Source organism: Pseudobacillus sp. FSL P4-0506, from assembly GCF_038003025.1.
Lineage (GTDB): Bacteria > Bacillota > Bacilli > Bacillales > Domibacillaceae > Pseudobacillus.
This window is the reverse complement of sequence record NZ_JBBOOI010000001.1, coordinates 3,935,380-3,961,024: the sequence shown is the minus strand read 5'-3', so window position 1 is coordinate 3,961,024 and position 25,645 is coordinate 3,935,380. Positions and strand designations below refer to the sequence as shown.

The window sequence follows — 25,645 nt, the reverse complement described above, 5'->3', positions numbered from 1 at the left end:
TTTCTATGGTTAAACTAAAACTGAAGAATGCTTTATCCTACAGCGGGATTGTGAGTGCAGATGCTCGCAATCCCATTGTTGAGGTTAAAACAAAAAAGGAAGCAGAAGAAGCGGTTAAAACAGGTTACTTTGAAATTGTAAATGAAGAAAAAGAAACGGAGTGATAGCCTGTGCTGATCACTCCTGATGACGTTATAAGCTATTCAGTCTTTGAACAGGTAAAAAGTAGAGACACAAAGTTACTAGAGCAAGATATTTTGGAAGCTGAAATAGAGGTTAGAAGAATAGCAGGCCACGATTTTTCCGATTCAGAGTATACACCGCTGCCGGCAGAAGTGAAGCTCGCTTTGCAGAAGCTTGCCCAGTATTACGCGTTGGTTAATTCGGATGAATCCTTGTCTAAAGGAATCAAAAGCGAAAAGATCGGGGACTATTCTTATACTGCATCAGAGGAGAGCGGTAATGCTAAGCCGGATATATCAGCTTTGCTTTCTGCCTTTATCAAAAAGGATGAACCAGCAGATCCGGGTACTGCTCGAATGAGGTTGAGGTCCTTATGAGTTATCGTAGTCTCCTTACCCATGAATGCGATATTTACCATTTAGTGAGGGCAGAAAGTGAAGGGGCATGGGGGATACCGGGAGAGGACTTAGAAGAAGAATTCTCCTATAGCAATGTCCCAGACCTTTCCGCTGTTCCTTGCTACTTTACGGAAAAGAATCAAACCATCGTGCAAGGTGAACCGGATCCAAAGGTGATCCAATCATTCCTTATTCACTTTTTGCCGACCGCTGATGTCCGATTGAATGACAAAGTAATTTGGAACGGAATCGAATTTACATTACAGATTCCAAAAAAGATCAAGAATCATCATATCGAAGTCACAGCTATTCGGAGTGAACGCCTATGAGCATAAAGATACGCGGCTTAAAACAATTTATGAAACAGGTGGAAAAAGCAGCTGATAGGGACTTGAAAAAAGAGTTTGGCTTATGGCTAGAAGGCATGGGGATGGATTTTCTTGCTTTGATTCAGGATGAGATTATCCGAACAGAAACAGTAGATACACGAAGATTATTAAACTCTTTTAGCCGAGGGGACTCTGAAAGTGTTTGGTCCATAAATTCAGGCGGATTAACGTTGGAAATTGGAACGAACTTGAAGTATGCCGGTTACGCAAACGACGGTCACTTTCAACGAAAACGCTTTGTGCCTGGATATTGGAGAGGCGATCGATTTGTTTACGATCCAGGAGCTAATACCGGCATGATGCTAAGAGAAAAGTGGGTAGAAGGCTCTCATTATTGGGACAATGCTCTTGTTATTTTCGAAAGGATTTTTGAAAGAAGTCTGGAGCGTCGCCTGCAACAGTGGTTAGATACAACATTTTAGGAGGAGATGCCTTGAATCCGGAAGCTGCATCAATCATGGCTTATTTCTATAAGTTATTTCCCTGTAAAGTTTACACAAAAGAAGTGCCGGAAAGTTTTGCTGTTCCGAGTATGTACTTCCCTCCTCCGTTTGCTCTTAACGGTAACGACACCTTATCAACTTTTCTAAAGACTTATAGTTTGCCGGTGAAGTTGTTTCATGAGGACTCACAACAGGCAAATAACGAAGCAGAGCGAATCGCTGACGCTGTTAATAGTAAAAAAGGGCTTATACCCCTAGTTGATAAAACAGGGGCTGTAACAGGCGAATACGTGCGAATAAATCGTGCTGAAACTCGAATAGCAGATACAGGAGTAGCGATTATCCACTTAACATGGGATAGTCGCTATTTTTATGAAAAAGAAGAATACACGCCGCTTCAAAATATTGGCGTGGACAGTGGGGTGAAATGATGGCAAAAGAAAAGACAACTGAAACAGCAGGTAATGAACCTACTTTTTACTTGCACGAATTGCGAGAGCACTCTCAAAAACTATTTGGTGTAAAACCAGAAGTATTTGATGGTGCTGTTTTTGGTTTTAAGGAAATTCAAATGACAAAGAAAGAGGCTGAATCACGCATTAAGGCCTTTTTGAATAAGGAGGTTAAACAATGAATGGCGGCACATTTACACCTGGCGTAGAAAAAGAGCGGGCAGGGATTTATTTTCGCTTCACTTCCGCAGCGAATGACCGCTTGGCTGTTGGCGAACGTGGGCGTTTAGCTCTTCCGCTCACACTTGGTTGGGGAGAACCAAAGAAATTTACTGAGGTCACTAAAGCCGAAGATGTTGAGAAAAAGCTTGGATTGGATATTAATGATCCCTCACTTCTTTTGCTGCGTGAAGCTAAAAAGAAAAGCAAAACGGTTCTTGTTTATCGAGTGAATGAAGGCACAAAAGCAAAAGGAACATTAGCGACAGATATTACTGCAACGGCGGCATTTGGCGGCACAAAAGGCAATGATATCACTATCAAAATAGCAACAAATGTGTTGGAAAGTACTAAAAAAGATGTAACAACTTTTATCGGTGCAAAAGCGGTCGATAAACAAACGGTTGCCAATGCAAGCGAACTAAAAGCAAATGCTTGGGTAACGTTTGCGAGTGCTGGAGAATTAACCGATTCAGCCGGAATTAAATTAACTGGTGGATCAGACGGCGTTCCAACCAACCTAGATTACACAGATTTTCTAGACGCTGCTGAAACAGAGTATTTTGACGTCATTGCCCTTCCGGTGGATGATGAGCAGTTGAAAACAGCATTCGTCTCATTTGTTAAGCGAGTGCGTGAGCAACAAGGTGTGAAAATTCGTGGGGTTCTGGCTAATTATGCGGGTGATTATGAAGGGATTGACAATGTAACTGTAGGAGCAGTACTTCCGGAGAAAACATTAACACCAGCCGAAACAGTTGCTTGGGTGGCAGGTGCTGCTGCAGGAGCTACAATTTATCAATCATTAACATTCGTGGAATATGAAGGAGCAATCGATGTTACCCCACGGCTTGATAATGATGAGATTATTGAACGGTTGGCTAAAGGCGAATTCATGCTAACGTTTGATGCTCGTGATAAAACAGTAACAGTCGAAAAAGACATTAACTCTTTTGTTTCCTTCACCAAAGAAAAAGATAAAAAGTTCCAAAAGAATAAGATCATTCGTATTCTTGATGCAATTAATAATGATCTTACACGTGAGATCAAACAAGAAATTAAGTTAAGAAAAGAGCGCGGTACAGATATTCCAGTAAATGATGATGGTGTTCAGATTCTTAATACACTCGCAACCATTTATATGAATGCCCTCCAAGCAGGAGGCGCTCTTAAAAACTTTGATTCAAAGAATGATATTCAAATTGCTATCAATGAAGACGGCGATGGCTTCTTCATTAACATTGGTGTACAACCGACCGATAGTGCAGAGAAATTCTATTTCGGAATGGAAATCCGATAAAAAAAGGAGGGAGATAACTTATGGCTTTTCGTTCAGGTAATACAATTAGCGGAAAAGAAGGCCGCTTATTCCTAGATGGAGAGGAACTAGCGTATGTTAAGGCGTTCGAAGCAAACATTGAGAAAAACAAAACAGAAGTGCCGATAATTGGCCGCCGTATGACAGGGCATAAAACTGTCGGAGCAAGCGGTACTGGAACTTTAACTGTTTACAAAGTTACATCCAGGTTTGTCCGTCTTATGATGGACTATGTGAAAAACGGTGAAGACAAATACTTCACATTCCAGGAAGTTCTTGATGACAAATCTTCTGGCCGTGGAACAGAGCGTGTGACGATTTATGATGTGAACTTCGACAGCGCTAAAGTTGGCGGATTGAATGCAGAGGGTGAAGTGTTAGAGGAAGAGCTTCCATTCACATGGGAAGATATCGACATGCCGGAAGAATTAAGAGACGACTTTTAATAGTCGCTCTTTTTCTTTTGAAAATAAAAAATTAAACAATTAATTGGAGGAATATAAAAATGACAAAACGTGATATGAATTTCTTTATGGCAGGTAAAGCACAGGCAGTAACAGAGGAAGAAGTATTTGTTACCAAACGCTATAAGGACGATCAAGGTAAAGTAATTCCTTTTGTGATGAAGCCTATTACAACTGAGCGGATTGAAGAGCTTGAGAAAGATTGTGTTGAGCCAGTGAAAGAGAACGGCAAAAAAGTAGGAGAGCAACTAAACCGTGCTCGCTGGATCGCCCGTATGGGAGTCGAGTCAACGGTGTATCCGGACTTTAAAGATAAAGAACTCCTTAAATCCTATGGCGTAGTAGATCCAGTGGAGGCAGTAAAAAAAGTATTGTCAGTAGGTGGAGAGTTTGCAGAGTGGATGAATGCCACACAGCGTATTAATGGATACGATGAAGATTTCGAGGAGTTAGTTGAAGACGCAAAAAACTGATTGAGGATGGAGATCGCGATGCGGTCTACATCCATTTTTTGATTCACAAGAGGAATTACAAACCTCGTGATCTGCGCGACTTATGGGAAATGCCAAAGGAAAGAAAAGCATTCCTTTATGCATCAGTTGAAAAATACTTAAAAGATCATAAGCCGAAAGGAGGGTGATCGCTTTGGCCAAATTAACAGCTGTCTTTGAAATGAAGGATAATATTTCAAGAAGGTTAAGGGGGCTGCATGGCAACCTAGAAAGTATTGAATCAATCACTGAATCTACAACTACAGCTATGCGAAGACTTGATAGAGCTAGAGCGAATCCCCGCCTTGAGGTGATTGACACAGCAACAGGCACTATTCGGGTTGTAGAGAGAAGAATTTCAACACTAGACAGCACAACCGCTGCTCCAACTATAGAGGCAATTGATCGTTTGACCGGTACACTAGATCAAATAGATCGGCGGCTGGATAGTGTTGATAGCGCACGATCTACAGCAGAAATTGCAGCTGTTGATAAATTAAGCAGTGTTTTAGAGCGGATTGAGCGACGATTAGACGGCGTGGATAGCGAGCGGGCCACAGCAGAAATCACTGCAGAGGATCAGGCTTCTTCAGTAATTGAAAACATTCAAGGGCGTTTAGATCAGCTTAAGGGGACAGTTTTAACAATCGGTGCTGCAGCCGGGATTTCAGGAGCTGGTGTTCTTGGCAGCGGAAGTTCCTCTATGGAACAAAATGCTCGGACCAGTGCAGTGACGGGCATTGATGTGGCAACTATCAAAAAAATGACTAATGATATTTTTTACAAAGAAAAGGCTGGAAATTCAAGAGAAGAAGTGTCCCTATCAATTCGAAATATAGCACAACAAACCGACCTGAAAGGCAATCAGTTAAAAACTGCATCTGAAATCTCTAATAAAATCGCAATGATTCACGAAAAAGATGTTCCTGAAGTAGATCGCTCATTATCTAGTATGATGAAAAACTTCAAGATCGATTCTACAAGAGCAGGAGATAATATAGCTTATGTATTTAAAAATGCAGGGGATCAATACGAGGACCTTTTAGATACGTTTAATGAGTACAGTTCAAGCTTCGTGGACATGTCTTTAAAACCTGAGCAGGTTTCTGCGGCATTTGTGGCAGGAACAAAAGGTGGGGCCCGAAACTTTGATGACATGGCGGATGCGGTGCGTGAATTTAATATTAAGCGTCTGGAAGCGAGTGACGAACAGGTAGCCGCTTTTAGTAAAGCATTAGGGCCTGCAGAGACTAAGAAAATGTTTAAAGGATTCAAAGAAGGGGCCTACTCTGGGGAAGAGGCCTTGTATAAATTGGCGCATGGTCTTTCTAAAATTAAAGATGAAAGCAAACGCGCTGAAATGGCCACAGCTCTTATTGGCACAAAGTATGAGGATTTAAAACAACCTATCTTGGATATGGCCAGTGCAATAAATGATCCTATATATGCGACCGGTGAACTCAATAAGCAGTTCCACGATATGAGAAATAATAACCCTATGACACCGATTAGTGATGCAGGGAGAAGGCTGAGCCAAGTCATGTCAGAGATTGGAACTGGAATTATCACAAATGTAGCTCCTGCTTTTGAAAAACTCAATGAGTGGATGGATTCAAAGGAAGGTCAAGAAGCTATTGAAAATATGACCACAGCTATTAGTGACTTTGCAGAAAAGGTGGGGAGTGTCCTTGTACCGGCGATCCAATTTGGTATTGAACACTTTAAAGTAATAGCTCCTATAGTTGGAGGAGCTGCTATAGCGATCACAGGTCTAGGTGTTGCCCTTGCAACAGTTCTTCCTGCGGTTAAAGCCTTTAGATTTGCTAAAGGGCTCTTAACACGCCCGCCAAGGGATAACGGATTAGACGATATAAATGACAGCATGAGCCGCATGGATCGCCGCTCAAGAAGAGGAGCCCGCGGTATTAGAGGCTTAACAGACAAGTTAAAAGACCTCTTTAAAGTACGCCCACCTGCAGACAACCCGCTCTTTGGTGATGATACCCGGACTGGTAGAAATAGAAATACACGTTCAGGCAGACGCGGAGGAGGAAGAGGGTTAGGCGGAGCTGGCAAGGGACTCGGAATTCTTGGCACATTTGCAGCCTTCATGGCAGTAGATCAGGCAGGAACTGGTATTGGAGATTGGTTGTTCGGCCATAAAGCTGGACAGGAAAAGTTTAATGGCTTGCTCAGTAATCCTTTTAAAGATGCTGGAACATACGCGGAAGACCGACAAGGCGCCCTATCAAAACTCTTTTTCGGAGATAAAGAGAACAAGGAAAATAAACCAGCCGCACAGCCAACAGCAACTAATGATGGCAAAACTCAAGGCCAGGCTTTCGGTACAAACTTCATGGCTGGTCTAAACTCAGCGCCAATGAACGTGACGAGCTGGTTAAACGAGAAAGTCTACAAACCTGTAGGAAGTGCCGCAACTAACTCAAAGAATTTAGGCTATGCTTTTTCTGCCGGATTTGTTGCCGGTTTGAGCAGTGCTCCCGTAAATGTATACTCCTGGATTAATCAAAATATTTATGTGCCCTTTGGCAGTGCCGCGAAGAATGCTCAGCATCTGGGTTACGCTTTCTCCTACGGTTTTGTAACAGGATTAAATAGCGCTCCTGTGAATGTGTATTCGTGGATCAACCAACAGATTTATATTCCAGTAGGAAGTGCAGTGAAGAGCGCCCAGCATTTTGGCTACGCGTTCAGCTATGGCTTTGTCTCAGGAATGAAGAACAGCCCGCTGTCTGTGAGTTCGTGGGTCACTTCAAATATTTATCAACCACTTAATCAAGCAGCTGCAGGGGCAAAACTATATGGGTCTTCCTTAGTTCATAGTTTCAAAAATGGCATTAAAGCAGTGCCAGTGGGAATGAGTGTGTGGCTGAATAACCATGTAGCCCAGCCTATGTTGAAGTTTATCCCAAGCGGTCAGGGGTTCGGCCAAGGAATGATAGGCTATTTTATTACCGGTATGAGAAACAAAAAAGCGGATGTATCGGCCGAAGCCAAATCACTGGCCAAAGCAGTAGAAAGTGCTTTCCGTAAAGAACTAGGCATTCATTCACCTTCCCGTGTCATGGCTGATCTCGGTTATTGGTCAGCGATGGGAGTTGTAAAAGGGTTTAGTAGTGTGGATGTCTCTAAGATTGCTAAAAACAAAGCTGGCGAGTTGATGGGGTCATTCGGAAACTTTAGTGGCGGTGGAGCAGCAATGGCGCGCAGTGCGATTATGCAGGCGTTGCAGATCACTGGTATGCCTATGAGTTGGCTAGAGCCGCTTATGTGGGTCGCTCAAAAGGAATCTGGATTTAATCCAAATGCAATTAATAATTGGGATATTAATGCTCGGCGTGGTGATCCGTCTGTTGGTCTATTCCAGATCATCGGAGAGACATTTAAGCGATGGAAACTCCCAGGCATGAATGATAGAAGAAATCCACTCCATTCAGCAATCGCGGCCATTCGCTATATTAATGGACGTTATGGAGGAATTCAAAATCATCCGGGTGTTAAATCAAGATCCCGCGGGGGCGGTTATAAACCGTACAAGCGGGGCGGTGTTATTACGCATGATCATATTGCCCGTGTTGGTGAAGGAAATAAGAGAGAGGTCATCATTCCGCTTGAACAGTACCGTAACCGGGCCCTGGGGTTATTGGAGTATGCTCAAAATGCACTTGGTGTATCTCCTCAGCCGACTCTAGTAGGAGCAGATACTGCAGATATGGGGAACTCAGCGCCAGTTGTTCTGCCTGAAGAAGAAAAGCAAGCCGTCCGAAATGTCATGAGCCGTCCTATGCAAACAATGAAGCAGGGGATACGTGATGTTATTGTGCAGATCATGGGAGAAAGTCATTATCACAATGAAATGGACGCTGAAAAGGTTGGAAAGATTGCGGTAAAAGCGGTGGAACAACAATTAGAAGAAGAATACTTTGCTGGAGGGGAGATGGCGGTGTATGACTAAAAGTGTATATGAAATTTGGCTATCCTGGCAGAATGGAAAAGAAAAATTCCAGCTGCCTGTCCTCCCTTCTTCAATCGAGATCAGCAACTCCTCAAAAAATGAAAGTATAGACCTTGCCGGTTTTGGCGAGATAACAATATTACAGGAGCCAGCGGCGAAAACATTTCAGTTTTCGTCTTTTTTTCCGGCGAAATGGAGTCCGCTTTGCGAGGTCCGGCCAACAAAACTCTCTTTGCCCTGGAATTATGTGAAAAGGTTGGAAGCATGGCAAGAGAGTAAACTGCCTATTCGCTTTCTTGTAACCGGCACTCCAATTAATTTTGCTGTATCCATCGATGATTTTTCTTGTAAAGAAGGAGATAAAGACATTGGAGATCTTGATTACAGTATTACATTAAAAGAGTATACCTTTGTCACTTCTCGAAAGATTGATACAAAGAAGAAGAAGCCAAGTGCTAACGGGGGCAATAAGCAAAGACCTGATACGAAGCCGATACCAAAAACTTATAAGGTGAAAAAAGGGGATACTCTAACAGGAATTGCAAAAACACTTTATAAAAATAGTGCGGAGTGGAAAGCCATTTGGGAAGCTAATAAACAAATGCTCATCAAGAGGGACAAACGGAATGTAAAGCATCCGGGCCGCTATATTTATCCTGGCCAGGTCTTGCAAATTCCACAAAAGAAAACGGGTACAGGCGTAACTGGAGCGAGTCCTAGAATTGCTCAGGATGGAACTGTATCTGTAAACCTTCGCAAATGAGGTATGAGCATGATTGAATTGTTTTTAGTTAAACCAAGTTATATGATGGCCATTCCAGTTTCGACCGTCACATGGTCCGGTCAGAGGTATCAGGCAGCCCGTAAACTTGAAGCGAATATATTGTATAGCGACACAGGTCTACACTTTTATCAGCAGGTGATAGAGGGAGATACAGTGCTTTTTAAGTGGAAGGGAAATGAGTTGTTTCGCGGCACCGTTTTTAACCGTTCTCGTAGCAAAAGCGGTATGCTCACACTAACGGCTTATGATATGCTGCAATACTTTTTGGAAAATAAGGATATCTACAACTTCTCCGGAAAGCGGCTGGATGAAATTTTATTACGTATGTGTAAAGACTTCGAAGTCCCACATGGCTCTTTTGTGAATACGAAAGAAAAGGTAGGAAAGATAATTGATCAGGAAACGCCTCTTTACGATATTGCACTTCGAGCAATGATCGATACGCATAAAGCCTCTAAAAGAAAGTTTCATATCTACTCCCGGCTTGGAAAGATACACCTAACTGAATTGAAAGCACAAGACATTCAATGGGTATTAGAAGTTGGAAATAATGTGATTGATTATACTTACAATACCTCTATTGAAGAAACTGTTACTCGAGTGAAAGTAGCATCTGGAGAAGGCAGTAAAACAGTCACAGCCGTTGTCACAGACGAGGAAGGCAAAAAGCAATTCGGTGTGCTGCAGCATTATGAAAAAGTTTCTGAAACCTTAAGTAAGTCGGCCTTGATCAAAAAAGGAAAAGAGATTCTGAACGAGAAAAAAGGAGTTAAAAAGAAACTGGACTTAGAGGCTTTAGGCATTGAATCTGTAACAAGTGGTAATGCTATTTATGCCATTATTGATGACATTCGTGTGAAAAAGACCATGTATATTGATACGGATGTTCATACATTCGATAGAAATAAACACACGATGAATTTAAGTTTAATAGAAACTAATGACTTCCCTGAAATGGAAGAGTTAACTTCTTCATCATCTTCAGGTTCAAGTACAAGTACAGGTGCAACAGGAGGATCTCCGAAAGCACAAGAAGTTGTTACCCTTGCTAAAAGCTATGTTGGTCGCCTCAAATATGATTTTGGAGGAAAGAATATTGCTAGAGGAAGCGGTGACTGCTCTGGATTTACGAAGTTTATTTATAAAAAGGTCGGCATAGACATTGGGGACGGTACAGCCAATCAAGTGAAAAGAGGAAAGAAAGTTGGAGTCAACGAAGCACAACCGGGCGATTTGGTTTTCTTTAAGGGAACTTATCGGACGGGTGTTTCGCATGTTGGTATTGTCACAAAACCTGGTTATTGTGTGAGCTTAGGAAGCAGCGGATGCAAAGAACATGGATATTTACGAAGTAATAATACTTATTGGGGACCTAAGTTTATGCAAATTAATCGTGTACTTTAAAGGAGGGAGCAAGCAAGAAAATGACGTTAGGGAACACTATTAAGAAGATAGCTAATGATGCTAATAAAGCAGAGAGCCCTGTCAGGATTTTAGATGCGGATGTTATTTCCGATTCTCCTTTAAGTATCCGGCTAATGAAAAATAACAAGCTGGTTTTTTCCGAAGAGTTTTTTATCATTCCAGAATCTCTTACTGACCACACTGTACAAGTACAAACGCCCCGAGGAACAGAAACCCATACAATATTAAATGCTTTAAAAGCGGGTGACGAGCTCACTGTTGTTTCAATTCAAGGGGGTGGGTCTTATTATATTTTGGGCCGCAAAGGAAAATAAAGGTGTGGTGACGTATGGCATTATCTCCTGAAATAAATATTGAACAGACAGAAGAGATTAGTATAAATGAGCTTTTGGAATTGAAGACTTACCGTTTTGATTTTGAAACCAAACGGTTGACGAGTGAACTAATAAGCGGACTAGAAGCAATTAAGCAATTTATTCTGTTTGCATTATATATTCCACGGTATGCTCACTCAATTTATTCAAGCGAGACCGGGAATGAATTGACAGATATGTTAGCTGATAATGAGACAACCATTGCTTTTAAAATTATGGAGATTGAGCGCCTTGTGACAGAGGCGCTTATTTATGATCCGCGAATTGAACAAGTCTATGATTTCGTTATTGAGCATATTGATGACGCTTTTCATGTGAATTTTAAAGTAGATACAGCGCTTGGAGAAATAGAGATAAAGGAGGTGTTATCAGCCTGATGTTTGAACAATACACTTCTGAGTACCTTTTGCAAGAAATGATCAATGACACAAAGCCTGAATTTGATGTAAGTGAGACATCTCCTCTTTATGCATCTTATGCTGCTAGTGCCAATCAAACAGCAAAGGTTTATCGGTATTTGGAAAGAGTGCTAGAGCTGGTTTTTGCCTCAACGAGTGAGGGGGACTATCTAGAAAAGAGAACCTCTGAAATGGATGTTTATTATAGAGATGCAGTGGCAGCCATACGCAGAGGAGAGTTCAATATTTCGGTTCCCGTGGGGAGCCGTTTTTTTGTGGAAGATGTTTATTTTGTAGTATCAGAGAATGAAAACGGCATCCAGTTGTTATGCGAGGAAGAAGGAGAAATAGGAAATACGTTCCCTGCAGGAACAGAATTACTTCCTGTTGAAACAATCGAGGGACTAGAAACGGCTCTGCTGGGAGAAATCATTATTCCAGGGAGAGAGAAAGAGAAAGAAGAATCCCTATTTGTCCGGTATCAAGAGAAGGTAGCTGAACCAGCGACAAGCGGAAATATCGGTCACTATAAAGAGTGGGTGCGAGAATTTGAGGGAGTAGGCGCTGTCAGAGTATTTCCGAATTGGGATGGTCCAGACACGGTTAAAGTGGTTATTGTTAACTCTGAATTTATGCCGGCTTCTCCTGAATTAGTGCAGATGATTCAGACCGCTTTAGACCCCGTGCCTGGTCAGGGAGAAGGATTGGCTCCTATTGGTGCTTTTGTAACTGTGGAAAGTGCTCCGGCATACACCGTAAACGTTTCAGCAACAGTAGAAATTAACTCTTCTACAACAATAGAAGAGGTGAAAGTGAAATTTGAACAGTTGCTAGCAGAGCACTTGAAAACTATTTCTTTCAAAGAGGATGTTGATCCAATTGTACGTGAGCGGGTAGTTGGTTCACTATTGTTTGGAATCCCTGGGGTGATTGATTATTCCAATATATTAATTAACGGCCAAGCGGCTAATATTATTCTGTCTGCAAGTGAAGTGCCAGTTGTGGGGCAGGTGACACTAAGTGTCTAGCCAAGAAGAAATGCTTACAGATTTACCGGCTATTCTTCGTGAATCTCCGGAATTTCAGGAAATGGCCAGAGTGCAGGGGAAAATCTTTGATCGTTTGGAAGGTCATATCGATGAAGTGTTCAATAACACATTTATTGATGATGCTACATGGGGCATTACGATTATGGAAAAGGAGTTTAAGATTCCCACAGAAATCGATAAGCCACTTGATCAGCGCCGTTCTGCATTGAAAGCGAAAAAACGCGGCATAGGCAGAGTGAGCGCTAGTTTAATAAAAAGAGTAGCTGAGTCTTTTCAAAATGGTTCGGCTGAAGTAAAGGCCATAAAAGGAAAATCGAGAATAATTGTTAAATTTATCGATGCTCAAGGTTTTCCGCCTAATTTGACAGACGTACAGAGGTCTATTAGGGAAATACTACCGGCCCACCGGCAATATGTGCTAGGCTTGTTAATTCATCTTCCGATGGGCCCGGTGATGACCACGGGACAAAAGTTAAAACTAGGTTATTCTGTCGTTTACGATCAAGAGCAAACCAGCAGCATAAGAATGAAGGTACGTGCTTCCTATCTTGTGCCTAGCAAATATTCAGTAGATCCCGTTGATGGGTTATTTTTGGATGGTTCTTTTCGTTTGGACGGTCAAAATGTCCTTGACGGAAGGGCACCTGGCGGAAAGCATTACTATCTTAATCAGTCTGAGAGCTTAACGATCAAGACATATAAAGACGGTGATTTAATTGAAACAGTCACAGTATAAAGGAGGCTTTTCTTATGGCAAGCATAAAAACGAATAAAGGTCGCGAGAAGATGGCTAAAGCACATAATGGGACGGCCTCACTTCCCGCCGTAGTCACTATGGTCTTTGGTACAGGGGGAGTAGACAGCAGCGGGAAGCCCCGCGATTTGAAAGGTTCAGAAACAGCTCTTTTCTCAAAAGCAATTGAAAAGACCGGCGCACAGGTGATAAAAACATTTCCTACGCCGTACACGGCTCGCTATACGTGCACGTTGGACGCCGATGTTGACCAGTTGATCGGTAAGAATATCAATGAAGTGGGCTTGATTGATGCGGACGGTGATCTAATTGCTATGAAGACTTTTACTAATAAGGGTATGGAAACTCGTACTGTTATCGAATTTGATTATGACGCGGAATTTTAAGAAAGGGGGCTAATGTATGCCTATCGATGAAACGAAGCTGCAGCCCCTAACAGGCAGCAGACAGAACGCAGTTAGAACGACGATTGACGGCTTTACAACTTCGACGGATGCGCACGCGGATTATTTTAATCACGTTTTTCAGCAGCTTGTAGATAATGACGCGACTCTCGAAGGCGACACGCTGCAGGCGATCAAAGACCTTCGGCGGAATATGGTAGACCTGGCGCTGGAAACTGAGCTACTAAAGGGGGCTACTCTTAACGGAATGACGTCGAATATGTTCATAGAAAACTTTACGAGTGTTCTAGATATTAACCTTACAGCTGGGATTCATGACCCAGGGAATACAATGCTAGTCATTAAATAATGAGGGGGTGAGGAAGTGCCTGTAATTAAATTAGATTATAACAATACGAAAATATCGGATACTTACCTAAACAAATCCGCCCCTACTTCTCAGTACAGTACAGCGGGCGGTCTGAGTGTAGGCAAAGACGCTACAGAATCGCTAATTAAATTCGATCTAGGTCTAATCCCAAACGACGCTATTATAACGTCGGCTGTGTTAGCTATCACATCTACAAACACTAACAGGGACTTGCCGCTAAAAATACTCGCTGTGGGTCAATCCTGGGCACCGTCAACCGCTACATGGAACAATAAACCAATTTATGAGGAAACAGTATACGCGACTGCTTTAACTGTAGGATCAGGACCCTTAAACATTGACTTGAAATCTTTAGTACAAGAATGGGTAAATGGCAAACCTAACTACGGAATAGCTATATTAAACGAGTCTACTACGGGCTGGGGCTTTCATTCAAATGAAAGCTCGACTACGACAGGCAGACCAGTTTTAACGATCGAATATTCTTTACCCGAAACAAAAAAGACACAGGTCGAATTTGTAAGTATGAATAATTGGTCCCCGTCTTCTATAGGTAAAGATAACGTGGTGACTTTACCTACAGCTATTCAGGCAGGTGATGTTCTTTTTTCTTACGTAGAATACGCAGGGAATGTAAATCTAGTAATGCCAGAAGGTTGGAACTTACTTTCAGACGACATATTTGCTACTAGTACAAATCATTTCGCTATTCTGTGGAAAAAAGCGGACGGTACAGAAACTACACTGACATTATCTTTTGATGTAGCGCCTGTGCAGTTATTTTCATCACAGCACGTTTTTAGAAATGTAAGAAATGTAATCGACTTGGGGCCTGCAAACATAATTGAGTCAAGTAACTTTCCATATCCAAACCCTGTAAACGGCTTACGTAAAAAATCTTACGTACTCACAGCAACAGCACAAGCAGCGAGCGCGAACGGTTCTCCTGCGCTCAGCTTTAAAGAATTGACGGACGTCGCAGGAAGTACGCGGTCGATATATGTACAAGGAACTTACAATCATGATAAAACGAGCTATGAAAACAGTGATTGGTCTATCACTATTCCTAATACGACAACCTCAGCAAATAAGGCTATTTTATTAGAACCTATTACAAACCAGGCACCGAACACGCCGCCGATCAACAACCCGAAAGGTACACAAGCAGCCCCGGCGATTCTCACGACGTCGACACCGACGCTTGACTGGTCTTTCAGTGATCCTGATGCTGGGGACAAGCAAGGGGGGTTTGCATTACGAATTAAAAAAGCGTCGGATGGGTCAATCATTCATTACTCAGGGTGGCAGAGTGGGGATGTGACTGACTACACTGTCCCAGCTGGAATAATACAGAAAAATGTCCTGTATTATTGGGAAGTTCAAACATATGACATGATGGCCGAGCCTAGTTCCTGGTCTAGCCCTGAGTATTTTAAACTGACGGACCAGGCTATGTTAGGCGATGTGTTCACGTTTAATTACACAGGCGCAGCTCAGCCGTTTACGGTTCCTGGGAATGTAATGAAGATCAAACTAGAAGCCTGGGGCGGTCAAGGCGGCACATCTTCGAAAGCAGGTACGTTAACCGTAGGAGGTAAAGGCGGTTACGCGAAAGGTGAACTAGCCGTAAACGGCGGACAAGTATTGAACATTTACGTCGGAGGAAAAGGCGGCATCAGTCCGACAGATACAGCGATGGGCGGCGTAGGTGGATGGAACGGCGGCGGAGAAGGTGGGAGAACAGGCACAACGTCTTATGGCGGCGGTGGCGGCGGTGGCGCGTCCGATGTACGTACAGCTGCTACACTAGAAAGTCGAATACTTGTCGCAGCAGGAGGCGGCGGGGCGGCTGCTGGAACAAGCGTCACATTAAATGGCGGCGCGGGCGGCGGTCTTGTAGGAGAAACGAACCCAAATCACACATATTCAGGCTATGGGGCAACTCAAACTGCTGGCGGAGAGAAAGATGGTAAGCTAGGTATCGGCGGGTCAGGGTATAGCTCAACTGCAGGTAATACTGCAGGCGGCGGTGGCGGTGGCGGCTACTATGGTGGCGGCGGTTCTCGCAGTTCAACTTCGCCAGGCGGTGGCGGTTCATCTTACATCGGTACGTTAAGCGGCGGAGAAACGCTGTCCGGTCAACGCGAAGGCGATGGGCTTGTCAAAATTACTATTTTAGAGGTATCCAACCCGCCGACAGTCATTAATCGCGAGCCTGGAAGTCTAGATCAGCTGCAGCCAGAAGGGGCGAGCATGGCGCCGCTCTTTACCTGGGATTATTCGGGCGACTTCATTCAAGCAAAGTATCAAGTCAAAGTTTTTGACAACAAAGAGCTGCTTGTACATGACTCAGGTCTGGTCACATCGACAGAAAAGTTCTATCAAGTACCTAGCGGGACGCTCGAAGGCGGCAAGACTTACAGCTGGGAATTGACTGTAACCGATGTGAACAACGTTTCTTACCCGACCCCGCGCCTGTACTTCATTACAAACCAACCGCCGGGCGCTGTTGTTCCTGAGAACCCGGTAGACAATTACAGGACAGGCTTACGCCCTACCTTCTGGGGAACGATCGGGAACGACGTCGAAGACGACCCGCAAAAGTTCGTTATTCAGATCGCAGAGGACAGCAGCTTCACACAGAACGTCCAAGAACGCAACAGTGAAACATCTGCGGGCGATTGGCAGGTCAAAACAAAAGACGGCGTGTATGGACCTTTTCCAGCTGAGGGGGTCGGCGCTGAGTATGAAGGCGGCACCATCAAATATACTTGGTCCGCTGAGCTAACAGAAGGAAAGACCTATTACTGGCGCATGGCAGGCATTGACGCCACAACAGGCGCACGCGGTACGTGGTCCGCTGTCCGACGTATCCGCGTAGGAAATCGCATCGACGTCAGTCTTAAGAATCCGGTCACGACGACCGCCGCTATCCATAGGCTTCTCATTCGAGCACAATATACGCTGGCAACCGACGGCGCGAACCCTGCGACGGTCAAATTTGAGGCGTGTAATAATGCGTTCGACGAAAACCCGACCTGGGAAGACGTCACAGACGACATAAAAACAGGCGAGTATCACATTTTTACCAACGATCAGAAGACGGCTGAAAATTGGGGCTTTAATATTCGGGCGATCTTCGAGGCAAACGACAGCTTAGACCCGATCGAATTTTACGGCTTCGGGATTAGCTTTGATTAAGGGGGGCTTCAGGATGAAACCATTAAAACAAACTGACCTACAGGAAGTACGGCGCGAGCAGGGTATCCAAAAACAGCTTCCGAACGATGTAGAAAGTATGGGGACGGCGCTTGTAAAAGAGCGCATCGCCCGCCTGCAATCCGATAAAAAGATGGCAGAAATGGGGCAGCAGCTCGTTGATTTAAAATTAAGTATTTTATCGAAATAGGGGGCGTGCATCTATGGACTTCTGGAAATGGGCGTATGAAAATAAATATGCTGATAAAGAAGACTTAAAAATGGCGGTAATGCTGAGCGATCTTACAGAGGAAGAATACAAAACATTGACCGATGAAGAATACAGCCAGGCTTAAAGCACCTAACAGAATAGGTGTATTTTTTATGCAAAGAAAAGGGATATGTGAGGGGAACTTACGAAAGGAGTTGCCCAGAATGGGAGGAAAACGAATGCAGCACAATACAGATACTTTATGGAACACAGTAATGGGCGGCGCTTTTATGAGTGCTGCCTATTTATTTGGAGGTATTGATCATTTTGTGATTGCCTTGATCATTATTATGTCCGCTGATTATCTTAGTGGGCTAATAGTCGCTTTCTTTTTCAAGAAAAATGTGGAGTCAAAGAAAGCATTCAAAGGATTAATGAAAAAAGCAGCTATGCTCTCGGCGATTATCGTAGCTAATCAGCTGGATCTCGTTGCCGGTAGCGGCGGTCATTTTATGAGAAACGCGATGATTCTTTTCTTAATCGGAATGGAAGGCATTTCTTTTATTGAGAATCTTGGTTATATGGGCGTAAAGGTGCCTAAACAAATCAGCGATGCCTTTGCTCAGCTTAAAGAGGAAAACGAAGAGGCAGCAGTGTCAAAGTTAGAAGTTACGACAACAACAGAAATTAAGCAAATAGAGGAGGAAAAAAGGGAGGGATTGAAATGAGTTGGGCTCCAACATACCATCAACGCAATCTTGGTAACCTTGCGGATCTGGCCCCGAATACAAAAGCGGCGGCGTTGAAGTGGTACCAGTATTGTATTGACAATAAAATAGATGTTTTGATTTATGAAACCATTCGAACAGAAGCGCAACAGCGTGAAAACGTAAAAAAAGGCGCTTCAAAAACAATGAAATCCTATCATCTTGTTGGACAAGCGCTTGATTTTGTACCTATTAAAAATGGAAAAGCTTTATGGGCAAAATCAGAATACGGGAAACGACCGTTTATCGATGCGATTAAATACGCAGAGAAACTTGGCTTTGAATCAGGTTATCGATGGGGTTGGGACGCTCCGCATCTTCAGTTTAATTACAAAGGATATGGAACAGATAAACATCTAACTACAGCTGCAGCCGTCCCAGTTAACACGCTAAGTAAAGAAGAGGTAAAAGCATTACAGGAAAAACTGGTTAAGCTGGGGTTAGATACAAACGGTATCGATGGCATTTACGGCAAAGGAACAACTAATGCTGTTATGATTTTACAACGCCGGACAGGGCTTGCGGTTGATGGAATTGCAGGGAAAGCAACGCTGGCAAAAATTGATCAAGTAATCAAAGAAAAAGGAGTGGTTGGTACTCCTGGTAAGTTCCGAGTTTATACTGGGGTATTTAGCACTCATGAAAAAGCAGAAACCGCAGCGAAAGAAATTGGCTTTAATGCCTTTGCAAAAGACTTGAGAGCATGGACCGGTATCTTTACATCACTGGAAGCAGCCGAAGAGGCTTGTGCTTATATCAATGGTAAGTATGGATACAATCCGAAGGTAAGAAAAGAATAGATAACAGCAAAGCCCCTGTCCGTTTGGATAGGGGCTTTTTTATTTTGGCTCTGTTAAAGTATGTTGTTGATTTTCAAGAGAAAAAAGCCTAACGAGGTTGTATTTCCTTTACTTTTTCATTCTTGCTTTCGTAAAGGTACACCGCAAGATTTGGCTTGAATATAGTATGCTTGTTCATATGTCGAGTTCAAATACCCTACATAATACGTATTTAAGTCTATAAGGTCGTTCAGGAAATCGGGAACACTGCAACTCCAATCTATATCGTCATTTTCGTAAGGGAAGTTGTCACTGTTAGGATTAGGTGTGTGAATATACACCGCATCCTGTCCTGCATCATCCATGTGAATATAAATCCAAGATTGATAGGGTTTTTTGATGGAATCTATTTGTGCCAGAAGACTTTTGTAAAAATTTAAATGTGCTTTTACATGTTCTTTCCTGAATTTCAATCTAACGTTGCCAATTCCTTCAAAATCAAGGTGTGTGTGCCAAAAGTCAAACCAAGCATCTTTATCAAGAGTAATATAACTGGTTTGTACATTTGCCAGCTCTTGCAAATTACGAAAATAACGTCTTTTGCCTCGGAATTTTCTCATCGTCCCCTCCAAGAATTTCATTATTGTAATAATAGAAAGACTATCCAAAAAAGCAACAACGTACTTTAACAGAGCCTTTATTTTAAGAGAAAATTACTCTTCCTCTTCCGTTACTTCAAATAAATCCTCTATGGGCAAATTTAGTGCTCTAGAAATAGCAAATAAATGGGCGGCTTCATGTCGGTTATTTTTATCAAATCGGCTAATTGACCCCTGGGGAACTCCAGACATTTCAGCAAGTTTCATTTGAGTAATCCCACGATTTTTAAGAATAAAGTTCAGCTTAGGTTTAACGATCAACATAACAAAATAACACCTCCATACTAGCTATTATTTATTATACGATATCAAATAATTTTAGTCAAAAACGTTTACATATATTATACGATATCGTATAATATAATTAGGAGGTGAGGGAAATGACCGAATGGATACTACTACTGATAGCAATAACGAACCTGATAACAGCGCTAATCAACTTAGCGGTTCTGATTGCTAAAGAGACAAAAGAAAAAGACACCGACGATTAAGCCGATGTCGAACTAATCAATGAGGGGTGCGGTGATTTGACGGTCGCCAATCCCCTCGATAAAAAGTATAACATAAAAACAGGAGGTGGCGTATTATGGATGGTTTAATTATTACAATCAGCTCCATAGCGCTAATTATTTCGCTGATCACGCTCGTCCTTGCATTAAGATCCCGAAAATAACAAAAATCCATTCGGTCATTCATAAGTGAACTATAATATGCAACAATTACCTGGCCCTTTATTTGTGGTCAGGTTTTTTCTTATGTATTTACCTTACAAGAGACATGAAAAAGTCCTTTTTGTTTGAGAGAGTTTTTTATTTTTAATTAGCGAAAGTATTTTGTGATTTTATGTAGAAATGTACCTACGCAATGATAAAAGGGGAGTGGAGGGTGGCTGAACAATATGCAAAAGATGCTGCTGCATCACCAACATTCAAAGAAATTTAAAATTGGATAAAAGCAAACGGCATTTCCGACGGAACATATCCGCAATGTCGAGTGACGAGAGAAGAAGTCTGGGTTATGTTACAGCACCTGAAAAATGTGAAATAAAAACCTGTCGATGATCGCGACAAATTACCTAAAAAATCTTTGGTGAAGCTGAATATTTTAATAAATTATGACTTATAAACCATTTTTTGTGATAATGTATAAAATAATTACTATCCAGAGATTTGGGGGATTAAGATGTCAGTAACTATTTTTGTTCCTGGGATAAAAGGGACTGAGCTTTATGAGGGAGATAATAAAAGATGGTTTCCAGCAACAGCTAGAGATTTGGAAGCATTATCACTTGAAAATGAGCTAGAACCACGTGAGATATTAAGCAAAGTTAACGCTTTCTTTTTTTTGTCTGAATCCTTGTATCAAGGTGTTATCGATAGTTTTATTAATGAAGATAATTTTTTTCCTTATACGTATGATTGGAGGCATTCATTAATTGAAACTGCGAAACCTTTCGTTCGCTTTATGATCAGCGTAGCAGAAGAAAAGAAGGATGATATTGTTCTTGTAGCGCATAGTATGGGTGGTCTACTATGTAAATTGGCTATATTAGAACTGGAGAAAATTGGACGAGTAGATATAATTAATAGATTAGTAACTATAGGAACTCCTTGGAAAGGCGCGCCGGATGCGTTTAAAGTTTTAGAGTATGGAGAACCTGGAATTTATGACAAATTCTCCCAAGTGTTTAGAGTTTTCGATGATAAAAAAACACGGACACTAGCAAGAAAACTGCCTTCTGTCTATCAATTAATGCCTACTGAAGAATATTTTAAATATCCTTATGGTAATTTTATTATTAGTGCAAAGACAGATGACTATACTTACGAGGATGTTAAAAGTAAAATTCAACATATTTACGATGAAGAAAACAAAAAAACAAAAGATGAAGCGGTATTTGATGTCTGGAAGAACTATATTGATCCATTACACAAAGCAATGAGTGAGCCTCTTCCAGTAGAGCATGATTGTTTAATAGGGATAGACGAGCCAACGTTCTACACTTTCCCGGAAAAAGGGTTCAGAACACTTAGGCTTTATAAAGCGAATGCTTTAATAAAGAATGGTGATGGTGTTGTGCCATTTAACAGTGCGTTACCAAATCATAAAGCAAATATTTACTATGTTAATTCTTTGCATAGAAATCAGTGTTCGCACCCATCTGTTTTGGATTTCATAAAATGGGTAAGGGAGGGTAAAGAAGGCTCAAGACCTCTTGGAATAGGAGAATTACCTGAAACTCATTTTGAGGAAAGAGCTTTGATTGAAAACACAAAACTAAAAAAAGGCATAGTAACACATATTATGTGTCCTGTTGAAACTACGATTTTGGACAATAATCAAAATTATGTGGCCGGCGTAATTGATCCAAGCGTGTCAGATTATAGTGACTTAGCAAAAAGCGAAAATCTTCGTTATTTACAAATCGGTGAAGCCAAATATCTATATCTTAATAATGGAGAGGAAACAGAAGAACTAAATTTTGATATTAATGCATATGAAGAAGGTATAGCTGAAATTGGTGTTGAAGTATTTGGTGAAGAAGAAACAGAATTGAAATTTAATACGATAATCGTTTCTCCAGAAAAAAATGCCAAATTAGCAATACGAAATATTGACAAAGACAATCATGACATTAAGGTAGAGTTGCTATATGATAAAAAACTTCTTAAGCCGAAAGTGAGAAAGAAGGATAGAGTATCGCGGCCAAACGCCGATAGTCCAACAATAGATATAAAAATTGAAAAAGCAGAAGAAACCATAAAGGCTTCGCACCGACCAACTTATTCCGGCCCTGTTAATTTAATTGTTAAATCTGATGAGCTGAATCAGGTAGAGGAGCTTATTTATTCAATAAATAACAAGATAATTGCACCGATTACGGAAGAGAAAGTACTATTAGATTTGGCTACGGGTACGTTTGATATTCAAGTATTCGGAAAAGATATTTTTAACAGGCCTATACAAAGTAAAAAAGTGACCATTAATATCGATCGTGGCGCTCCTTTCACAAGATTGAATCTAACAGTTACCCCGGAATTCTCAAATCTTTCTTTTGATGTAGTTACAGCCAAATCTAAGGCTAAAACGTTCTATCGCTTTATAGATAATGATTCGCAGCTCGATAAGGAAACACAGGAAGTTGGATGGAATATACTTGAGAAACCTGAAGATGAAGAAGTGGATGTTCCGTATTCAGTCATTAAAAGCCTTAGAGAGAACCGAAATAAATCTGTGTCGATTCAATATTTTTCAGAGAATGAATTTGGCTTAAAAGAAGAAATTAAGTCATTTGAATTTGCGTTTAGGGATTTAGAAACATTAATGTGGAGTGAACAAACCTCGGTTGTCACTGCAAAAATGATTTTTAGAAATGTAACAGGTAATACAAAGGCTATAGACGAAGCAAATGACATACAAATTCAACAAAGAGTACAAAGCAAGTATACTCCTTTGGACCCGACCGTAGACATAGGAGATAATGTGAGGTCTGTACTTTTCTTAACAAAGGATTTTCATTTAGAAGTATTTTTCTCAGAGAAATATGCACTTTATTTCAGTGGACCACCTACAGAATTGTTAGATATCGGGCAAAAGTATACTTTTTCATTCGAATTATTAACTGATAGATCAAAAGAAAAAGTTACAACAACAAATCCAGTTGCCCGGTTAAAACCAATACGGGTTGGGAGTCAATTAAAGGAAACAAAAATCCCGTTAGAATTAAAAGACGGAGTTTTCTATGGAAGTTTCACTGTTGATGAATTGTTTAGAAAATATAAGCACAAATTAATAATAACAGACATTAAAAATATTTCTCCTCCTCTTAGAGAAAGCACCTTGTTGTTAAGGGAGGAAGATGAATAGGGTGGAATTCAAATGCCGACATGGTTGATAATTCAATTAACTGTTGGTTTTGTATGGTTTATCTTTTGGGGATTAGTATATCAATTTAGGTTGTGGAAAGTGGGATTTCCACAAACACAGAAATCAATATTGCGATTCGTGTTTCTTTTACTTTTTCCTTTGAGTTGGTTTCTTTCGTTAATAATAGAGGAATTAATCTTTATAATTAATAATGATTACTTCTTCTTATCAATAACTAGGCTATTAATTCCTATGCTTTTAGGTATAATGCTATCAGTTCAGTATTTGTATCATAAACAGGAAAACACAGCTAGAGTAGAAATTACGAAAAAAATATCTGAGAAAAGACAGGAATGTTTGAAATGGTTTAGCAGATTTCCTTTTATTGAGAAAGGAAAGATAAATGTACAAATATATAAATCAAAGGATTCAATAGTAGGTAAAGCTATTGTCAAAGATGTAACAGAAGAACAAGCGATGGAATTAAAGTTATTTGAAGAATTTTTACCGGAAGATGTTTCTCTGATGGTTATAAAAAAAAATCTTTAGATGATAAAAATAGCTTAGATAGAAACGAGAGAAATTCTACGTCTAATAATGATTAATAAAAAAGCCCTTTTAGAAAGGGCTTTTTTATTTGACCTTAATGATAGGATATTGTAATTAAATATAAAAAATCAAATTATCAGTGTAGCTCAACCCGTTCGAAAGAATTTCTATTGCTATTTGAAAAAGGACGTTAGGAGAAGAAGTTATTGTGGAGGATATGTTTCATAATAATTTTATTAATTATCTTTTAGATGTTTTTTATAAATTCCTTGCCGGCGCTTTGCCGACATCTTGCCGACCAACATAATAATTCTTGATGATTCTTAATCTGTCATAATTGTTTAGAAGTATTGCTAAATAAGGCTTTTTATCCTTTATAAATTTATGAAAAAGCCTACATTGACACCTTGACAGGGTAGAGGTCGCTGGTTCGAACCCAGTCGGAATCATACGCAAGCGTCAAAACGTTATGAAAGTAGCGTTTCTGGCGCTTTTTTATTTGTGTGGGCTTGTTTGTTGAGCAAGATTTCTCATTTAGCGCACTATGATTCTCTTGACCAATTGATAAGGTACCCGAAGAACCTGCTTACTCTTCTTTAAAAATGGAAAAGCCCGTCTGGCAGCTAACCAGCGGGCTTGTTCATTAATTGATTTTCATATGTTTAATTGCATACTCAAGTCGATCATGGATACCCATGTATGTTTTAACTTCTCTAGAGCCTTGTTTGCCTACTTCGTAATAAGGATCCTCACTTTGACCTTGGTAACAATAATAATAGTTATTTATCTTTTTAATTAGATAGTAAGGTGCATCTTCAAAGAAGTTTTTCCATAAGGAAGCAGGAATGATATGAATCGATCCAGCGAATGGTGTATAGCCAAGATGAGTATCATTATTATAATAAAAGTTAACTGAAAACACTTTATCCTCATTTATACCTAATCCATCATCAAATACGACTTGAGATTTCATGTAGTTAGGCAATTCTAATTTAAAGTGGTATTTCTCATTAGAAAAAGTAAAGGTTTTAAAATTGTCATTTAAAGCTTTGGCTAGAAAAACAGAAAATTGAGCACGTGTAAGTGTTGTACTTGGTTTAAATGTTCCGTCTGGATACCCTAGAGTAATATTATTCTCAGCTAGAGCAGAGATGTATGGATAAGCCCAATAACTTGGAGGAACATCTTTAAAGCTAGTCTTTTTCGTTGATTTTAATTTAAATCCAGAAGTAAGCATTCTAGCCATTAATTCACGAGTCATCGGTTCATTTGGTTTTAAATACGCACTTTTTGGAAAGATTCCCTCATCTACAATAGCTGCCGCATATTTATAGCCGCTATTCATGGTGGATAAGTCTTTAAAGCCTGGATTTGGTCGGTTAGATAAATCTAGATTTAGAGCCCTCGCCATTAATATCATAGCTTGCAATCGAGTAACCGGTGCTTGCGGGCGAAATGAATTATCGTAAAAACCGTTAATGACTTTTTTGTCTGTTAAGTATGTAATTTCATCTTTTGCCCAATAATCACGGCTCACATCTTTAAACGCAGCCGAAGCAAAGGTAGTGCCTGTAAAAGTTAAACAACAAACTAACAGTAGACTAAATAATCTCTTCATTCAATTGGCCCCTTTTTATTTTCATAATTAAAGAGAATAAGATAAATATTGCTTTACATTTAAGACTCTTAATTCCTTAATTTGAATTGTAATCCATTTAGTGGAT

28 protein-coding genes are annotated in these 25,645 nt (G+C 40.8%); 25 read left to right on the top strand and 3 right to left on the bottom strand.

What is annotated here, in order from left to right; all coding sequences use genetic code 11:
* Window positions 1-5 precede the first annotated feature (5 nt).
* The 23 genes from MKZ02_RS19485 to MKZ02_RS19375 all read left to right on the top strand — a co-directional run bounded on the left by MKZ02_RS19485 (window position 6) and on the right by MKZ02_RS19375 (window position 18,867).
* Entirely contained in the window at window positions 6-164 is a 159-nt protein-coding gene (locus tag MKZ02_RS19485; RefSeq protein WP_340855533.1) for a hypothetical protein, read from the top strand.
* Between the two features lie 6 nt (window positions 165-170).
* Window positions 171-560, top strand: coding sequence for a protein YqbG (gene yqbG / locus MKZ02_RS19480; RefSeq protein ID WP_340855531.1), 390 nt, complete (start codon window positions 171-173; stop codon window positions 558-560).
* Entirely contained in the window at window positions 557-910 is a 354-nt protein-coding gene (locus tag MKZ02_RS19475) for a DUF3599 family protein (RefSeq protein WP_340855528.1), read from the top strand. The genes yqbG and MKZ02_RS19475 overlap by 4 nt, the downstream gene beginning before the upstream one ends.
* A gap of 2 nt (window positions 911-912) precedes the next feature.
* Entirely contained in the window at window positions 913-1,392 is a 480-nt protein-coding gene (locus MKZ02_RS19470; protein ID WP_340856463.1) for an HK97 gp10 family phage protein, read from the top strand.
* 11 nt (window positions 1,393-1,403) lie between these two features.
* On the top strand, window positions 1,404-1,844 hold the full coding sequence (locus tag MKZ02_RS19465) for a phage portal protein (protein WP_340855526.1): 441 nt from the start codon (window positions 1,404-1,406) through the stop codon (window positions 1,842-1,844).
* Window positions 1,841-2,047, top strand: coding sequence for a hypothetical protein (locus tag MKZ02_RS19460; protein ID WP_340855523.1), 207 nt, complete (start codon window positions 1,841-1,843; stop codon window positions 2,045-2,047). The genes MKZ02_RS19465 and MKZ02_RS19460 overlap by 4 nt, the downstream gene beginning before the upstream one ends.
* On the top strand, window positions 2,044-3,384 hold the full coding sequence (locus tag MKZ02_RS19455) for a phage tail sheath family protein (RefSeq protein ID WP_340855521.1): 1,341 nt from the start codon (window positions 2,044-2,046) through the stop codon (window positions 3,382-3,384). The genes MKZ02_RS19460 and MKZ02_RS19455 overlap by 4 nt, the downstream gene beginning before the upstream one ends.
* Window positions 3,385-3,404: 20 nt before the next feature.
* A complete protein-coding gene (locus MKZ02_RS19450; RefSeq protein WP_223663309.1) occupies window positions 3,405-3,848 on the top strand; it encodes a phage tail tube protein in 444 nt (147 codons plus the stop codon).
* Window positions 3,849-3,907: 59 nt separating this feature from the next.
* Window positions 3,908-4,339 carry a phage tail assembly chaperone gene (locus MKZ02_RS19445; RefSeq protein WP_340855513.1) on the top strand — a complete coding sequence of 144 codons (432 nt, stop codon included), beginning with the start codon at window positions 3,908-3,910 and terminating at the stop codon, window positions 4,337-4,339.
* Between the two features lie 172 nt (window positions 4,340-4,511).
* Window positions 4,512-8,333 (top strand): phage tail tape measure protein, encoded by a 3,822-nt coding sequence (locus tag MKZ02_RS19440; RefSeq protein WP_340855511.1) that lies wholly within the window; start codon window positions 4,512-4,514, stop codon window positions 8,331-8,333.
* A complete protein-coding gene (locus tag MKZ02_RS19435; RefSeq protein WP_340855509.1) occupies window positions 8,326-9,096 on the top strand; it encodes a LysM peptidoglycan-binding domain-containing protein in 771 nt (256 codons plus the stop codon). The genes MKZ02_RS19440 and MKZ02_RS19435 overlap by 8 nt, the downstream gene beginning before the upstream one ends.
* Window positions 9,097-9,105: 9 nt before the next feature.
* Window positions 9,106-10,521: a C40 family peptidase gene (locus MKZ02_RS19430; RefSeq protein ID WP_340855506.1), complete on the top strand. Its 1,416-nt coding sequence runs from the start codon at window positions 9,106-9,108 to the stop codon at window positions 10,519-10,521.
* Window positions 10,522-10,541: 20 nt separating this feature from the next.
* Entirely contained in the window at window positions 10,542-10,856 is a 315-nt protein-coding gene (locus MKZ02_RS19425) for a DUF2577 domain-containing protein (protein ID WP_340855503.1), read from the top strand.
* A gap of 14 nt (window positions 10,857-10,870) precedes the next feature.
* Window positions 10,871-11,293, top strand: a complete 423-nt coding sequence (locus MKZ02_RS19420; protein WP_340855501.1) for a DUF2634 domain-containing protein — start codon at window positions 10,871-10,873, stop codon at window positions 11,291-11,293.
* On the top strand, window positions 11,293-12,342 hold the full coding sequence (locus tag MKZ02_RS19415; protein WP_340855498.1) for a baseplate J/gp47 family protein: 1,050 nt from the start codon (window positions 11,293-11,295) through the stop codon (window positions 12,340-12,342). The genes MKZ02_RS19420 and MKZ02_RS19415 overlap by 1 nt, the downstream gene beginning before the upstream one ends.
* Window positions 12,335-13,099 (top strand): putative phage tail protein, encoded by a 765-nt coding sequence (locus MKZ02_RS19410; protein ID WP_340855496.1) that lies wholly within the window; start codon window positions 12,335-12,337, stop codon window positions 13,097-13,099. The genes MKZ02_RS19415 and MKZ02_RS19410 overlap by 8 nt, the downstream gene beginning before the upstream one ends.
* Window positions 13,100-13,113: 14 nt before the next feature.
* Entirely contained in the window at window positions 13,114-13,503 is a 390-nt protein-coding gene (locus tag MKZ02_RS19405) for a hypothetical protein (protein WP_340855494.1), read from the top strand.
* A 16-nt stretch (window positions 13,504-13,519) separates the two neighbouring features.
* On the top strand, window positions 13,520-13,870 hold the full coding sequence (locus MKZ02_RS19400) for a hypothetical protein (RefSeq protein ID WP_340855492.1): 351 nt from the start codon (window positions 13,520-13,522) through the stop codon (window positions 13,868-13,870).
* A 15-nt stretch (window positions 13,871-13,885) separates the two neighbouring features.
* Entirely contained in the window at window positions 13,886-17,092 is a 3,207-nt protein-coding gene (locus MKZ02_RS19395; RefSeq protein ID WP_340855489.1) for a DNRLRE domain-containing protein, read from the top strand.
* A gap of 13 nt (window positions 17,093-17,105) precedes the next feature.
* Window positions 17,106-17,300 (top strand): hypothetical protein, encoded by a 195-nt coding sequence (locus MKZ02_RS19390; protein ID WP_340855487.1) that lies wholly within the window; start codon window positions 17,106-17,108, stop codon window positions 17,298-17,300.
* 13 nt (window positions 17,301-17,313) lie between these two features.
* Window positions 17,314-17,445, top strand: coding sequence for an XkdX family protein (locus MKZ02_RS19385; RefSeq protein ID WP_340855483.1), 132 nt, complete (start codon window positions 17,314-17,316; stop codon window positions 17,443-17,445).
* Window positions 17,446-17,539: 94 nt separating this feature from the next.
* Window positions 17,540-18,028, top strand: a complete 489-nt coding sequence (locus MKZ02_RS19380; RefSeq protein WP_340855479.1) for a phage holin family protein — start codon at window positions 17,540-17,542, stop codon at window positions 18,026-18,028.
* On the top strand, window positions 18,025-18,867 hold the full coding sequence (locus tag MKZ02_RS19375; protein ID WP_340855476.1) for a peptidoglycan-binding protein: 843 nt from the start codon (window positions 18,025-18,027) through the stop codon (window positions 18,865-18,867). Before MKZ02_RS19380 ends, MKZ02_RS19375 begins: the two co-directional genes overlap by 4 nt.
* Before the next feature lie 116 nt (window positions 18,868-18,983).
* Here MKZ02_RS19375 and MKZ02_RS19370 read toward each other — a convergent pair whose 3' ends face one another.
* Both MKZ02_RS19370 and MKZ02_RS19365 read right to left on the bottom strand, forming a co-directional pair.
* Window positions 18,984-19,466 (bottom strand): hypothetical protein, encoded by a 483-nt coding sequence (locus tag MKZ02_RS19370; RefSeq protein ID WP_340855473.1) that lies wholly within the window; start codon window positions 19,464-19,466, stop codon window positions 18,984-18,986.
* A gap of 93 nt (window positions 19,467-19,559) precedes the next feature.
* Entirely contained in the window at window positions 19,560-19,769 is a 210-nt protein-coding gene (locus MKZ02_RS19365; RefSeq protein ID WP_340855471.1) for a helix-turn-helix domain-containing protein, read from the bottom strand.
* 918 nt (window positions 19,770-20,687) lie between these two features.
* Here MKZ02_RS19365 and MKZ02_RS19360 point away from each other — a divergent pair.
* Both MKZ02_RS19360 and MKZ02_RS19355 read left to right on the top strand, forming a co-directional pair.
* The gene (locus MKZ02_RS19360) at window positions 20,688-23,372 is read left to right on the top strand and encodes a lipase/acyltransferase domain-containing protein (protein ID WP_340855468.1); all 2,685 of its coding nucleotides are present in this window, start codon (window positions 20,688-20,690) and stop codon (window positions 23,370-23,372) included.
* 12 nt (window positions 23,373-23,384) lie between these two features.
* Entirely contained in the window at window positions 23,385-23,921 is a 537-nt protein-coding gene (locus MKZ02_RS19355; protein WP_340855466.1) for a hypothetical protein, read from the top strand.
* 643 nt (window positions 23,922-24,564) lie between these two features.
* On the opposite strand, the gene MKZ02_RS19350 is transcribed toward MKZ02_RS19355, so the two are convergent.
* Entirely contained in the window at window positions 24,565-25,539 is a 975-nt protein-coding gene (locus tag MKZ02_RS19350; protein ID WP_340855462.1) for an S-layer homology domain-containing protein, read from the bottom strand.
* Window positions 25,540-25,645 lie beyond the last annotated feature (106 nt).